We start from the raw sequence: 13,726 nt of genomic DNA on the forward strand, positions 1-13,726 counted from the left end.
CAGGCCAATTTATTGAAGCTTATTAATTACAGTGAGTTATTTATGATTGTTGCTTAAAGAACTTGAATGTGATCAACTTCGATTTCAGGAGTTTTGCCACCTTCGTACTCGCCAAAGATACGAATTTTTGTGTCTGCAGTTAGCGGTGCAGCTAGGCGGATGTCATCGTCCAACTCAATTTGAATCTCGCTCTGTCCGTCAGAGAAGATAAACGTATCGCTTTTTAACTGACGAACAATCTTGCCGTCAACAACCGTGTCTTGTTCTGCAAACATACTTGTGTCTGAAAGTAGAGTTGCAACAGAAACTGTCTCTATTGGACCTGTGTAAGCAATAGCGTTCTCGTGTTTGCTATTGCTGTGGTGGTCACCAGCCATTGCGAAAGTAGGTGCAAGAATAATAGTAGATGCGATAGCCAATACAGTTTTTTTCATGATGAATCCTTAAGTGTTGTTTTGTTGAAACGTTTTTCTTAATTTGAAACGTTTCATTTAGTTGATACGCTTCTTTTCGCTTGGAAGCTTTGTTTCGATGGGGCTATTAAACAACACTCGGTTTGAATGCAGAGTGAGTAACACATTCATTTTCCATTCATTTTATTGAGCATCTACTCGGCAATGGCGTTAAGATGGTGGCAGAGAAATATTGCCAACAGATAGCAATTACAAATCAAGAAATTAAGGATTTAGGTACAAATGCGATCACCTTTAAGCGCCCTTATGGTTCAAGGCACAACGTCAGATGCCGGAAAAAGTGTTTTGGTGGCAGGTTTATGCCGTGTCTTGGCAAGGAAAGGAATCAAAGTGGCACCTTTCAAACCACAGAATATGGCCTTAAACAGTGCTGTGACGAAAGATGGCGGTGAAATAGGTCGCGCTCAAGCCGTTCAGGCGCAAGCTTGTAATATTGAGCCGACGGTTCACATGAATCCTGTATTGCTAAAACCCAATTCTGATACAGGCGCGCAAGTGATTCTTCAAGGTCGAGCACTGAGCAACATGGAAGCGACCGGCTACCACGATTATAAAAAAGTTGCGATGAATACGGTAATTGATTCATTCGATCGACTTTCTGCCGAATATGAAAGTGTGATGATTGAAGGTGCAGGTAGCCCGGCTGAAATCAATCTACGTGAAAATGACATCGCCAACATGGGATTTGCTGAGAAAGCGGATATCCCAGTCATTATCGTGGCTGATATCGACCGTGGCGGCGTGTTTGCGCACCTATATGGAACATTGGCTCTATTATCTGAATCTGAACAAGCTCGAGTAAAAGGCTTTGTGATTAACCGCTTTAGAGGCGATATTGCGCTGCTTCAATCGGGTCTAGATTGGTTAGAAGAGAAAACCGGTAAACCAGTAATTGGTGTACTGCCATACCTGCATGGTTTTAACCTTGAAGCGGAAGATGCCATCACATCTGCGCAAGAGTCTGACGGAGAAGCTAAACTTAAAGTCGTGGTTCCGGTGTTAACTAGAATCAGCAATCACACAGACTTTGATGCACTAAGACTCAACCCTTCAATTGATTTACGTTACGTAGGCAAAGACGAGCGCGTAAATAACGCGGATTTGGTTATCTTGCCGGGTACAAAATCAGTAAGATCGGATTTAGATTACCTAAAAGAACAAGGTTGGGATAAAGACATTCAGCGTCATCTTCGCTTAGGCGGCAAGGTGATGGGGATCTGTGGTGGCTATCAGATGTTAGGCAATATCATCCACGATCCAGATGGTGTGGAAGGTGAGCCGGGCAGTAGTAAAGGATTGGGGTATTTAGATACAGAAACGATCTTAACGCAGCAGAAGACCTTAACCAACGTACGCGGCAACATGACACTTGATGGAAAAACAGCACCAGTAAAAGGTTATGAAATTCACGTAGGTAGGACCGATGTCAATGAAACGTCATTCCCAGTTCAGTTAGAATCAGGCAACCTTGATGGCGCTGTGAATCAAGATAACTCGATATTTGGCACATACTTGCATGGCGTATTCGATAACAGTGATGCGTTGTCGCTTATTTGCGGATGGGCGGGAGCCAACGGCGTAAAAGCGATTGACCATGAACAACTTAAAGAGTTGGGTATTAATCGAATCGCTGATGCTATCGAAGAGCATTTAAATCTTGACCTGCTTTGGCCTGAATTAAAGGTTTTGGCCTGAGCCTAGCGTTCTAGGTCATAAATAAAACGAATAATAGATAAGTGATTAAAATGAAAAAACTCGTCACCCTTGTCACCTTAGCATTTGCGACATCGTTGAGTTCGACTCATCTTTTTGCTGCTGAAAAACTACGAGTTTATGCCGCATCATCGATGACGAATGCAGTAAATTTGTTGGTTGAAGAGTTTGAAAAGAATCATTCTGTCGATGTGATTCCTGTTTATGCGAGCACCTCTTCTTTGGTGCGCCAAATTGAAAGAGGCGCGCCAGCAGACATTTTTATCTCGGCCAATGACAAATGGATGACGTATTTAGTCGACCGCCAATTGGTTTATAGTGACAATGTCACAAATTTGTGTGAAAACGAGCTTGTGCTGATTTCTCCGAAAGAGGTGCCAGTATCTTTGAATCTCTCAAAGGGTGAACAATGGGCTAAACTGCTTACCAATGAAAGACTTGCTGTAGGGAACACAATGTCGGTTCCTGCGGGTATCTACGCGAAAGAAGCGTTAGAAGCTTTAGGTGTTTGGGATGATGTTAAAGCTCGATTAGCGCCAAGCAACAATGTTCGTATGGCGTTGGCATTGGTAGAGCGTAGTGAAGCTAAACTTGGCATTGTCTACAAAACAGATGCGCTGCTTTCTAAAGAAGTGAACCTAGTGTCGACATTCCCATCAGACTTACATACCCCGATACGTTACCCTGTAGCGAAATTGAGCGATAAAGTGGTTGCCGAAGAGTTCTATATTTTTCTAAGGAGCAAGAACGCGAAGAACACCTTGAACAGTTTTGGATTTGAAGTGCGCTAAATGATGTATTTATCGGAATACGAATATCAAGCGTTAATGTTGAGCTTGAAAGTTGCTGGGTTTGCGATCTTATGGCTTATTCCTATCGGCATTGGCTTAGCGTGGCTGCTTGCTAAAAAGCAGTTTATTGGCAAAAGTATTATAGAAAGCATCGTGCATCTGCCTTTGGTGCTTCCTCCTGTGGTTATCGGCTATTTGTTGCTGGTGATGATGGGCAGACAAGGGGTAATAGGTGCATGGCTCAATGACGTGTTTGGTATTGTATTCAGCTTTAGCTGGAAGGGTGCATCACTTGCTTGTGTTGTCGTCGCGTTGCCGCTAATGGTTCGCTCTATCAGGCTCAGCTTAGAAACAGTAGACTGTAAACTCGAAGAAGCTGCAGCTACATTGGGCGCTTCTCCGATCCGTGTGTTCTTCACCATAACGTTACCTTTGATGATCCCTGGGATCATCACCGGCACAATGCTTTCTTTTGCAAGAAGCTTAGGTGAATTTGGCGCGACGATAAGCTTTGTTTCCAATATCCCCGGTGAAACACAAACTATTCCATTGGCCATGTATACCTTTATCGAAACCCCTGGTGCAGAAATGGAAGCGGCGCGTTTGTGCGTCATCTCTATTGTGATTGCGCTTAGTTCGTTGATGTTATCTGAATGGCTAAATAGAAAATCATCACAGCGATTGGGAGGAAACGCATGAGTGCATTAGTTCTCCAGTATCAACAACAACTTGGTGAAACCTTTTTCGATATCGACTTGGAGCTGCCAAGTAGCGGTATTACTGCAATTTTTGGTCGTTCTGGCGCGGGAAAAACTTCACTCATTAATGCGATTAGTGGTCTAAAACAGCCAGATAAGGGTTTGATCAGTGTATCTGGAACCACTCTGTTTGATAGCAAGAATGGCGTTAATTTACCGACTCACCAACGCAATGTCGGTTATGTGTTCCAAGAGTCTCGATTGTTCCCGCACATGAAGGTGACGGCGAACCTTAAGTACGGTATGAAAAGATCCGATCAAGCGCATTTTGACCAAATTGTCTCGTTGTTATCTTTGGGTTTGTTACTTGATCGTTATCCAGCTCGCTTATCTGGCGGAGAGAAGCAGCGTGTGGCAATTGGCCGTGCACTGTTATCTAAGCCAAGCATTCTGTTGATGGATGAACCACTTGCGTCTTTGGATCTGCCGCGTAAACGTGAAGTGATGCCGTTTCTGGAAAATTTATCTGAAACTGTTCAGATCCCGATCATCTATGTTACTCACAGTCTTAATGAGATTTTACGCTTAGCCAATCACTTAGTGATTATTGAGCAAGGCAAAGTTATTTCATCGGGAGTAACCGAAGAGGTATGGGCATCAAGAGCAATGCAGCCGTGGCAATCTTTCTCAGAACAAAGTTCGCTTTTTGAAGCGACTTTAGCTGAGCACAATGATGATTATGCGCTGTCTCGCTTAATGCTAGGAAAATCGACATCGTTATGGGTTCAAAAAGTGTCAAGTGAGATTGGTGCTTCGGTAAGGCTGCAAGTTAGGGCAAATGACGTCTCTATCGCACTAGAACAGCCACAAAGGACTTCGATACGTAATATTCTTCCTGTGACCATTCGAAGCGTAGAGACGCATCAGCAGGGCTCTAACAAACAGTCTGTCGCTGTCGAATTGGAACTAGAACCTGGATGTTATCTGTGGGCCACGATCACACTGTGGGCGCTGGATGAGTTAAACCTAGAAATTGGTCAACAAGTTTACGCACAAATCAAAGGTGTGAGTGTCACGCAGCGAGATATTGCGGTTACGCATTAAAGCGGTTTTGATGTTTTAGTTCAGGTTTCTTGGATTTAAGATTCGGCTTATTTTTAGATTGGAATTGTAGCTTAGGTAGTGTGCATCGTTGATACCTTACGTGTTCGTACACTAAAATTCGATCTTGATTCCATGAATGGAAACACGCGTTACGTTTGTACTGTGTTAATGTATTTTTTACGCCAGACTTTATGAGTTTATGAGCATAACAGCGAACGACATGACACGATGGCAGCGCTGATACCATTAGCAAACATAAGATTAATGAAAACAAAAAAGCCGCGTGTTTGAAGCAACATGCGGCTTAGTCAATAAGTAATACTGTTAGCGCTCAGCCTAATCTAGGCTAGCCCCTACTTACTTAGTAAAAACTTCTTTAAAATCACGCTTCAAGATAGCATCACGACGAGCTTTCTTGATTTGTTTAACCATGTCTTTTACACAATTGTGTAGAACTTGGTCTAGCAGTTGAGCTCGGTACTCTTCTTTTTCTTCGTCAGACATATCTTCTGGAAGTTTAAGAGTAGGGAACTCTTCCATCACGTTAACACCAGCGAAAGCTTGGCTAACACTGATTAGAGCGTGGAACTGCTCGAAGTTGTCCAAAACATTTTGTGCGCTTGCTGGAAGACTATTCCATGCTTCACGTACTGCTTCTTCAGACACTTCATGAATAGAAGTAACCATAAAGTGCATCTCTTTTGGCACTTCATCAAATTCGATAACTTGACGAAGCTCTGGCGAGATGGTCGTTAAATCGATTTCTTGTGGTTCGTTGTTTGTAGCGTCTGACATAGTATTTCTCTTTAAAAAGAAACAATGCTAAAAAGATCTGTAAAAAAGTCAATATAATATAGAGATTAGGGCATGATTTAAGCCCAAATTTGAGCTACTTTGAATATTCAACACTAGATAAAGGTGATGTGATGATAGAAAAGGGATCTTCGATGCGCATATTGCTGGTTGATGATGTTCAACTAGACAGAATGCAACTTGCGATTCGGCTTAAGCAACTGGGTCATATTGTTGAAGCTGTAGGCAGCGGCAGAGAAGCCCTGGATGTTTATTCTGACTTTGATCCTGAACTCGTATTACTCGATATTAGCATGCCAGACATGGATGGTTTTGAAGTCGCTAACGAGGTTCGTAGTCGGTTCCCAGAATGGGTTCCTATTATATTTTTGAGTGGTCACGAAGAGCCAGCAATGATCGCTAAGGCTATCGATGCTGGCGGTGACGATTACCTGATTAAGCCAGTTAACAAAGTTGTTCTAAATTCCAAGTTGATTGCGATGCAGCGTATCGCTCATATGCGACGAGAATTAAAGCAGAGTACCGCCAAACTCGAAGAGCTCAACATTCTCCTTCAACAACAGGCCAACGAAGACGGCCTTACCAAATTGTATAATCGTCGATATATGGATACTAAGCTTGAAGAAAGTATTGCATGGCATGGAAGACGTAATATACCTATGACAGTCATACTACTGGATGTAGACTTCTTTAAGCCCTACAACGATAATTACGGCCATATTCAAGGAGATAGTTGCTTACAGGGGCTTGCAAGCACCCTTAAACAGCTCTTTGTCCGTGCGGGTGAGTATGTTGGTCGTTATGGCGGTGAAGAATTTGTTTTAATTCTGAGTGATACGGACAGTGAAGCGGCTAGTCTACAGGCCATGAGAATCAAAGAAGCGCTTCATGAGATGAATTACGCACACGATCATTCAACGGTGTCTGATAGGGTGACAGTGTCACAAGGTGTGTTGTCGTTTATACCGGGAGGCGATGAGTCAATTGCGTCTATCTACGATAAGGTTGACCAAGCGCTTTATCAAGCTAAACAAAGCGGTAGAAATACCTTTATACAGCGCAACATTTTGGAGCTTGCTCGTTAATAGACAAGCTCCTTTCTATGTTTGAATTTAGACTTCTGATAGCAGCCTGCTAGGAAGTTATTTAGTGATAAGAGAAATGCCACACTCAAAGTTATGCCCTTTGGTAAAAACAAACAAGGCGATTGTCCTACCGCTGTTTTGCTCTGTTTTCCCTGCAATAGTGAGTGCCACTACGTTGTCTGATCTAGTTAGAAAGGATATCGAACGCACGTTCGCGACGAGCGTATTGCTTAACGATACGGATGTGTTTACTTTTGGTATTAATAACTTTGATCCCAATAAAGTTTTTCGTTTAGATAACGAAGACATTGGTTCCAATGATTCTGTGAGCCGAAGAAAAGATATTGCTTCGATCAGCTTTCCGTATACGTTTGAACTTCCAGAGTACATTGAAGATAATCATCAAGAAATAACATTACGTCTATCAGCGTTGCGTATCGAGAAAGATGTTGTGTACGCATCGACAACGAAAAGTGATTTTCAAAAAGAATCAGTAGTTTCTGGTTATCTTGAATTTGCCAATGTTACCCAGTTGGATGAACACTGGAGCTTTAGCTCGGCGATTGGTAACCACATCTCTTATTATCGCAATGACTTTGAATATCGCTCATCATTACTTGAGCCTTATAAAGATCAACTGGATGGCGTGTATCTGAATACTGACGCATGGGCATACATCGTAGAACCTAAGGTAAAACTGACCTTTGAAGACAAGCATGACTGGGGAAAATACAAACTAAGCACCAGTTGGCATTACTTTAATGGTATTGGTTGGGGTGAGGCGAATGAAGGCAACATTGGGCACCCTGAAGGCTGGTACATCGCAAACGAAGCCAAGATCTTTTACGACTTAATACGCTGGGATAAAAACATTACTTCGATGTATTCAAGTATCAGAAGAATTGATATCGGGGGCGATACGGTTGCATCTATGGGAACATCGTCCTATTACGAAGGCAGTGTAGGCTGGTTGCTCAATCCTAATCTGTTTAATGATTGGGTGGACAATGTCGGGATTGGATTGACGATTAATTATGGAAGCAGTTTGAAAGGAGGGAGCTTAGTTATCTTCTTTAACCAAGATTGATCTTCCTCTCTGGTATTCATTGATTTTATTCTGATTAATGAATCGAGCTATGAAGCGTTTTAGCCATTCCCGAATAAATTACTTAGTTACTTAGTTACTAACAATCAACTTGTTACGACCCGTTTCTTTGGCTTTATACAGTGCGTTGTCGGCCAATTTTAAAACCTCTTCAGGGTGTTTGGTCGTCGTACTATCAGATACTCCAATACTTACCGTAACATTCACCACTTCTGTCGGGTTACTACTTTGGCCGCGCTTTTTCATACCCACTTCATGATCATCAGGGCGTTCGTGAGTATTACGAATAATCATGTCGTAATTTTGGATATCGGAGATGAGTGCCTGTAGGTCAGCTTTAACTTGGTCAGCGTATTTACCTTTAAAGATGATCGTGAACTCTTCACCGCCATAGCGATAAGCACGTGCGCCGCCACCAGTCTCAGTGATGAGTCGTGCGACTAACTTGAGAACATCGTCACCAATGTCATGTCCGTAGGTATCATTAAACGTCTTGAAGTGATCAATATCGACCATCGCCATCGAGTATTTACGCCCTAAGTGCTTCATATCGACTTCTAAGGCATGTCGGCCAGGAATATTAGTGAGTTGGTCATTAAAAGCCATATCGTGGCTTGCTGACATCACATAGATGATTATCAATGTTCCAGACAAAGAAAACATCGTACTCGAAATATACTGTACATCAAAAAATGTGAAGGTAGATGAAGCAAGCAAGATAGCGCTATAAACCACAACGTCGATAGAGCGGTTATAAACCAAAACCAAAATGGCCGTTAATCCTAATAAACAAAGGCTGTACAACACGAGCACAAATGGCAGCTTAGAAAAATCTCTTACCGTAAACAGTATGCCTTCGCTCCACGACTCAAAACCGCCCGCATGGAAGTGAGAAACAATAAGCTGTGCCCAGACCATAAACAACACCACAACCAACGCATATAAGAACATCGATTTAGAGTTAACGCCATTGTCGGGGAAGGCATAGACTAATAAGCAGGTAACTGGCAGTAGTGTGGCAAGGAGAGACAACTCTAATAATGTAGTGCCTGTGTTTAGCGGTGTTTGCAAACGAACTTGGATAATGAGATATGCGACAAGCATAGTCGAAGAGACCATTGCCATGCGGCCTTGTCTGAATGTATGACACAACAGAACGGCAACGCTCAATAGAATATATGGGAGGTTGCTAGCAAACCCTAAGTTTGACTCCGTCACGAGAATGACGTTGTTCATACCTACGAGTAACATTACTAATAAAAGTAAGGGAAAGCAAAATCGAAACAAGCTCGACGTTACAAAAGAAGATGCCATTTATGTGGAGAGCCTAAAGTGTACTGATGATCTTATAATTTAATTTTATACTTAGGATACGGTTAAACAAGCGATTGCCAAGTTTTTTGCGTAAATTAGAGCAAAAACATGGCCATAGGGCGAGATTGGTGCAACCATATTTATATGTATTTGAGTTGCTATTAACCGTAGAACGAACTACACAGTATATATGAGAAATTAATTCGCTGTTATAGATACTTAACAAAACGTAGGCTGATAGTATCAATTAATGGTTAATCACGAATAAGCGAACCGTAATAACAGGCAAATAGTCACAGTGAACTGATAGCCCTGATAAACAGACAGTTAGGGTAATCAGGCCATTCTGATAAATGGGCAGTTATGAAAAACGGAAGTGACAACAAGCGGTTAGTTATAATAAGTTGTTAAGAGCAATATCATAAAACACTACAAACGGAGATGTAGTATGCAAATCAGTGTGGATGTACACAATTACATGGAAACGCTTGTTGGTCATGTTTTGACTACCGAGGAATATGTGTCTAGTTACACCAACGAACAACTGGCGGATCTCGCGTGTTTGGCGTTAGGCCAACTTAAACCGATTTACATTCGCTTTGATATCGATTTTCTTGCAGCCCTACCAGAAGACAAGTTAGTGCTCTATAAACGAAATAGTGAGATCGCGGTCAAAAATGCAGAAAGCATGATCATTGACGACCGAAGACGCGAACGTGACGACAATGTGCCCGTTATATTTAGTCAACACAATTTTGATGATGACGTAGAATTGCAATGGTATGAAAAGCCATTGTTGAACAGCAAATAGTCATGATAGTTTAGAGTCAGTACGGTCATTTAAGGAGTAAAAACGTGGGATTCTTTTCTAGATTATTTGGTGGCAAAGAAAAAACCGAACAAAAAGTAGACATTGAGCCAGTAGAATACAAAGGGTTTAATATTTACCAAGATGCCATTGCAGAATCTGGTCAATACCGTGTCGCTGGGCGAATCGAGAAAGAAGTCGACGGTGAAATCAAAACTCATCGTTTTATTCGTTCTGATGTTGTTTCAAACAAAGAAGACGCCAACGAATTGATGCTCAAGAAATCGCAGATGTTCATTGATCAAATGGGCGACAATATATTTAGCTAACCAATTGGGGTTAGAATTGATGTTGGTCATCATTTAGAGAGCTTTCAGTGTATATGCTGAAAGCTCTTTTTAGTTTTAGGGATAAAGAACAGCTAGTAGGTTGTTATTTAAAGGATTATCAGAAAGTGGTTTGACCTCTTTGTTTGAGATGGCCAATATTGATTGAAATGAAGCGCCGAAAACTCAACTAAATCGTTATAAGTAATAACTTTTCCTGTTCTTTGAACAAAACGCTTGAAGTATTAGTTCTCGTTAGATACAAACGAATAAGTCATTGTGCCAATAGTCAAGGAATCGCTATGCAAATTGGTGTACCAAGAGAAACACTCGCGGGAGAAACGCGAGTCGCTGCTTCGCCGAAATCGGTAGAACAGCTTCTAAAATTAGGGTTTGAAGTTTGTGTTGAATCACAAGCCGGCGCGTTAGCAAGTTTTGAAGATACAGCTTATGAACAAGCTGGAGCAAAAGTTGTTACCGCCGATGAAGCGTGGAAGTCCGATATTATCTTTAAAGTTAACGCTCCAATCGTTGACGAGTCTAAAAATGAAATCGAATTGCTTAAAGATGGCGCCACATTGGTCAGCTTTATTTGGCCCGCTCAAAACCCAGAATTAATGGAACAACTGTCCACTCGTAACATCAACGTGATGGCGATGGATTCTGTGCCACGTATTTCGAGAGCTCAGGCGCTAGATGCCTTGAGTTCTATGGCAAACATCGCGGGTTATCGTGCTGTTGTTGAAGCGGCGCACGAATTCGGTCGATTCTTCACAGGTCAAATCACGGCAGCAGGTAAAGTTCCACCAGCGAAAGTGTTGGTTGCCGGTGCGGGTGTTGCGGGCCTAGCGGCGATTGGTGCCGCAGGTAGTTTAGGTGCGATTGTTCGTTCGTTCGACGTTCGTCCTGAAGTAAAAGAACAAGTAGAGTCTATGGGCGCTGAATTCTTGGAAGTCGACTTCCAGGAAGACACAGGTGCTGGTGACGGCTACGCAAAAGAGATGTCTGAGGCATTCAATAAGAAAGCTGAAGAACTTTACGCGGCTCAAGCGAAAGACGTCGACATCATTATTACAACCGCTCTTATCCCTGGGCGTCCAGCACCTAAGCTGATTACCAAAGAGATGGTAGACAGCATGAGTGCAGGTAGCGTGATTGTGGATCTTGCTGCTGCAAATGGCGGGAACTGTGAATACACGGTTGCAGATCAAGTGATCACAACGGCGAATGGCGTGAAGGTGGTTGGTTATACAGACATGGTTGGTCGATTGCCGACTCAGTCATCTCAACTGTACGCAACTAACCTAGTTAACCTACTGAAACTACTTTGCAAAGAAAAAGATGGCAACATTAACATTGACTTTGATGATGTTGTACTGCGTGGCGTTACAGTTGTTAAAGAAGGCGAAGTCACATGGCCAGCGCCACCAATTCAAGTTTCAGCTCAACCACAACAACAGGCTAAGCCAAAAGCTGTGAAACCTGAGCCAAAAGTTGAAGAGCCTGTCTCTCCAATCAAAAAAGTGGCCGGTATGGCGGTTGCCGTTGGTGCTTTTGCTTGGATAGCGTCGGTTGCGCCTGCTGCGTTCTTATCTCACTTTACCGTTTTTGTTCTCGCTTGTGTGGTGGGTTATTACGTAGTTTGGAATGTAAGCCATTCTCTGCATACACCTTTGATGTCCGTTACTAACGCTATCTCAGGGATCATTGTAGTAGGTGCACTGTTACAGATAGGACAAGGAAGTGGTGTAGTCACGTTCTTGTCATTTATTGCCGTATTAATTGCAAGTATCAATATCTTTGGTGGCTTTACTGTGACCAAACGTATGCTTGAAATGTTCCGTAAAGACTAAGGAGTAACAGATGTCTGAAGGATTAGTACAAGCAGCTTATATTGTTGCTGCTGTATTCTTTATCATGAGCTTAGCTGGATTATCGAAGCAGGAATCTGCACGTGCAGGTAACTATTACGGTATCACGGGTATGGCAATCGCGTTGATCGCGACGATCTTTGGCCCTCACTCGTCAGGTATTGTGTGGATTATCATTGCAATGGTGATCGGTGGCGGTATTGGTATCCACTACGCAAAGAAAGTAGAAATGACCGAAATGCCTGAGCTGGTGGCTATCTTGCATAGCTTCGTAGGTATGGCGGCGGTACTTGTTGGTTACAACAGTTACATTGATGCTCCTGAAGCGGCAACACATGCAGAACACGTCATCCATCTAGTGGAAGTGTTCCTTGGTGTGTTCATCGGTGCGGTTACCTTCACGGGTTCTATTGTTGCGTTTGGTAAGCTTCGTGGCGTTATCTCTTCGTCAGCATTAAACATTCCTCATAAGCATAAGTGGAACCTAGCAGCTATCGTTGCCTCTACATTGTTAATGATCACGTTTGTTAAAGCCGATGGCAGCATGTTTGCGCTACTGTTAATGACTCTGATCGCATTCGCCTTCGGTTACCACTTAGTGGCATCGATTGGTGGTGCAGATATGCCAGTGGTTGTTTCTATGTTGAACTCTTACTCTGGTTGGGCGGCGGCGGCGGCAGGTTTCATGCTGGCAAACGACCTGTTGATCGTAACGGGTGCATTGGTTGGCTCGTCAGGTGCCATTCTGTCGTACATCATGTGTAAAGCAATGAACCGATCGTTTATTAGCGTTATCGCTGGTGGATTCGGTCAAGAAGTGGTTGTGTCTGATGGTGATGAAGAGCAGGGTGAACATCGTGAAACATCGGCTGAAGATGTTGCGGACATGCTGAAAAACTCTAAGTCAGTTATCATAACTCCAGGATACGGCATGGCAGTAGCTCAAGCTCAATACCCGGTGCATGAGATTACTGAAAAACTAAGAGCACAAGGTATCAATGTTCGCTTTGGTATCCACCCAGTTGCGGGTAGGTTACCGGGTCACATGAACGTACTGCTTGCTGAAGCAAAAGTTCCTTATGATGTCGTTCTTGAAATGGACGAAATCAACGATGACTTCAACGAGACAGATACTGTATTGGTTATTGGTGCAAATGACACTGTTAACCCAGCAGCATTAGAAGATCCAAACAGCCCAATCGCTGGCATGCCTGTATTGGAAGTTTGGAACGCTCAAAATGTTATCGTGTTCAAACGCTCGATGAATACCGGTTACGCTGGCGTTCAAAACCCATTGTTCTTCAAAGAGAACACGCAGATGCTGTTTGGTGATGCTAAACAGAGTTGCTTGGGTATTTTAGAGCACCTATAAAAGTTAGAACATGTTGTAATACTAAGGAGCTCAATTGAGCTCCTTTTTTTTGCTCGTAACGATGTTGTACGTATTTGGAGCTCTTGCTTAACTGATGAAAGGTCCAGTTGCTCTCTTGTAAGTAGGTAGGCAGGTATGTTTCTAAATATCTCGGCGTATTTGTCTACAATCCCGCAAGGCAATCGTTGTCCCTTGAATCAACATTGTTTTTCACGCGGTTAAAAATTTATCTTTGATAGCGAATGGTATATAT

General features: G+C 42.7%; 13 protein-coding genes. 10 read left to right on the forward strand and 3 right to left on the reverse strand.

Going from position 1 to position 13,726, the window contains the following annotated elements; genetic code table 11:
- Positions 1-53 precede the first annotated feature (53 nt).
- Entirely contained in the window at positions 54-434 is a 381-nt protein-coding gene (locus tag L8S15_RS07590) for a NirD/YgiW/YdeI family stress tolerance protein (RefSeq protein WP_010429722.1), read from the reverse strand.
- A 261-nt stretch (positions 435-695) separates the two neighbouring features.
- Between L8S15_RS07590 and L8S15_RS07595 the strand changes: the two genes are divergently transcribed.
- The 4 genes from L8S15_RS07595 to modC are packed head-to-tail and all read left to right on the forward strand — an operon-like array spanning position 696 to position 4,779.
- Positions 696-2,168: a cobyric acid synthase gene (locus L8S15_RS07595; RefSeq protein WP_016792866.1), complete on the forward strand. Its 1,473-nt coding sequence runs from the start codon at positions 696-698 to the stop codon at positions 2,166-2,168.
- 50 nt (positions 2,169-2,218) lie between these two features.
- Positions 2,219-2,977: a molybdate ABC transporter substrate-binding protein gene (gene modA, locus L8S15_RS07600; protein WP_016787656.1), complete on the forward strand. Its 759-nt coding sequence runs from the start codon at positions 2,219-2,221 to the stop codon at positions 2,975-2,977.
- The gene (gene modB / locus L8S15_RS07605) at positions 2,978-3,676 is read left to right on the forward strand and encodes a molybdate ABC transporter permease subunit (RefSeq protein ID WP_016767194.1); all 699 of its coding nucleotides are present in this window, start codon (positions 2,978-2,980) and stop codon (positions 3,674-3,676) included.
- Entirely contained in the window at positions 3,673-4,779 is a 1,107-nt protein-coding gene (gene modC, locus L8S15_RS07610) for a molybdenum ABC transporter ATP-binding protein ModC (RefSeq protein WP_046208970.1), read from the forward strand. Before modB ends, modC begins: the two co-directional genes overlap by 4 nt.
- Before the next feature lie 357 nt (positions 4,780-5,136).
- Here the strand turns inward: modC and L8S15_RS07615 are convergent, their stop codons facing one another.
- Complete coding sequence (locus L8S15_RS07615; protein WP_010429711.1) at positions 5,137-5,574, reverse strand: DUF3069 domain-containing protein; 438 nt, start codon at positions 5,572-5,574, stop codon at positions 5,137-5,139.
- 131 nt (positions 5,575-5,705) lie between these two features.
- Between L8S15_RS07615 and L8S15_RS07620 the strand changes: the two genes are divergently transcribed.
- Together L8S15_RS07620 and L8S15_RS07625 are read left to right on the forward strand one after the other, a co-directional pair.
- The gene (locus L8S15_RS07620; protein WP_016795356.1) at positions 5,706-6,677 is read left to right on the forward strand and encodes a diguanylate cyclase; all 972 of its coding nucleotides are present in this window, start codon (positions 5,706-5,708) and stop codon (positions 6,675-6,677) included.
- 76 nt (positions 6,678-6,753) lie between these two features.
- Positions 6,754-7,764: a Solitary outer membrane autotransporter beta-barrel domain gene (locus L8S15_RS07625; protein WP_010429705.1), complete on the forward strand. Its 1,011-nt coding sequence runs from the start codon at positions 6,754-6,756 to the stop codon at positions 7,762-7,764.
- A 90-nt stretch (positions 7,765-7,854) separates the two neighbouring features.
- Here the strand turns inward: L8S15_RS07625 and L8S15_RS07630 are convergent, their stop codons facing one another.
- Positions 7,855-9,096, reverse strand: coding sequence for a GGDEF domain-containing protein (locus L8S15_RS07630; RefSeq protein WP_171342274.1), 1,242 nt, complete (start codon positions 9,094-9,096; stop codon positions 7,855-7,857).
- Positions 9,097-9,544: 448 nt separating this feature from the next.
- On the opposite strand from L8S15_RS07630, the gene L8S15_RS07635 reads away from it, so the two are divergent.
- The 4 genes from L8S15_RS07635 to pntB all read left to right on the forward strand — a co-directional run bounded on the left by L8S15_RS07635 (position 9,545) and on the right by pntB (position 13,473).
- Positions 9,545-9,907 (forward strand): late competence development ComFB family protein, encoded by a 363-nt coding sequence (locus L8S15_RS07635; protein WP_010429701.1) that lies wholly within the window; start codon positions 9,545-9,547, stop codon positions 9,905-9,907.
- A gap of 44 nt (positions 9,908-9,951) precedes the next feature.
- The gene (locus L8S15_RS07640; protein WP_010429698.1) at positions 9,952-10,233 is read left to right on the forward strand and encodes an HlyU family transcriptional regulator; all 282 of its coding nucleotides are present in this window, start codon (positions 9,952-9,954) and stop codon (positions 10,231-10,233) included.
- A 299-nt stretch (positions 10,234-10,532) separates the two neighbouring features.
- The gene (gene pntA / locus L8S15_RS07645) at positions 10,533-12,083 is read left to right on the forward strand and encodes a Re/Si-specific NAD(P)(+) transhydrogenase subunit alpha (protein ID WP_010429694.1); all 1,551 of its coding nucleotides are present in this window, start codon (positions 10,533-10,535) and stop codon (positions 12,081-12,083) included.
- A gap of 10 nt (positions 12,084-12,093) precedes the next feature.
- A complete protein-coding gene (gene pntB / locus L8S15_RS07650; protein WP_146532009.1) occupies positions 12,094-13,473 on the forward strand; it encodes a Re/Si-specific NAD(P)(+) transhydrogenase subunit beta in 1,380 nt (459 codons plus the stop codon).
- Positions 13,474-13,726 lie beyond the last annotated feature (253 nt).

This window comes from Vibrio sp. S/42/10 (assembly GCF_029890535.1).
GTDB lineage: Bacteria > Pseudomonadota > Gammaproteobacteria > Enterobacterales > Vibrionaceae > Vibrio > Vibrio cyclitrophicus.